At 75.6% G+C, this 504-nt stretch carries 1 protein-coding gene; it reads right to left on the minus strand.

Annotation, left to right across the window (positions count from 1 at the left end):
- On the minus strand, positions 1 to 504 hold a 504-nt coding region (locus AC1D01_RS38350), incomplete at both ends, for a hypothetical protein (protein WP_477875270.1).

Genomic DNA, 504 nt, shown 5'->3' on the forward strand with positions numbered 1-504 from the left:
CACCAGGCGCGTGCCGGTGTCGATGTCGGCCATCACGAGCGTGGTGCGGCGCGCCTCGCCATCGCGCTGCGTGCGCGCGCCCAGGCACATCAGGCGCACTCGGTCGAGCGCGGTCTCTCCCGCCTGGCCGATGCCCAGCACCGCGCCGGCATGGCCGGGCAGGCGGCCTGCGGCCAACCGCAGGCCCAGCTCGGCCAGCAGGTCCACGCCCTGCGCGGCGTCGTACAGCGCGCGGCGCTTCGCGTAGCCCTCGCCCCAGGTCTCCAGGTCGGCGAGCAGCAGCGACAACCAGGCCGCTTCCGCTGCGGCGATGCGCGCGGTCGACAGGCCTTGCATCCACGCGTCGGCGCCTTGCGACACGCCGTGCCGCACGATCGCCTCCACCAGCTGCTCGAACGGCGCGCGCTCGACCGCATGGGCCTGGCCTGCCGAGCCCAGCCGCACCGTCAGCTGTGGCGCCGCCGCATCCTGCTCGCGCGCTGCGCGGAACGCCCACACGCCGAG

Source organism: Rhizobacter sp. P3_B12, assembly GCF_056402895.1.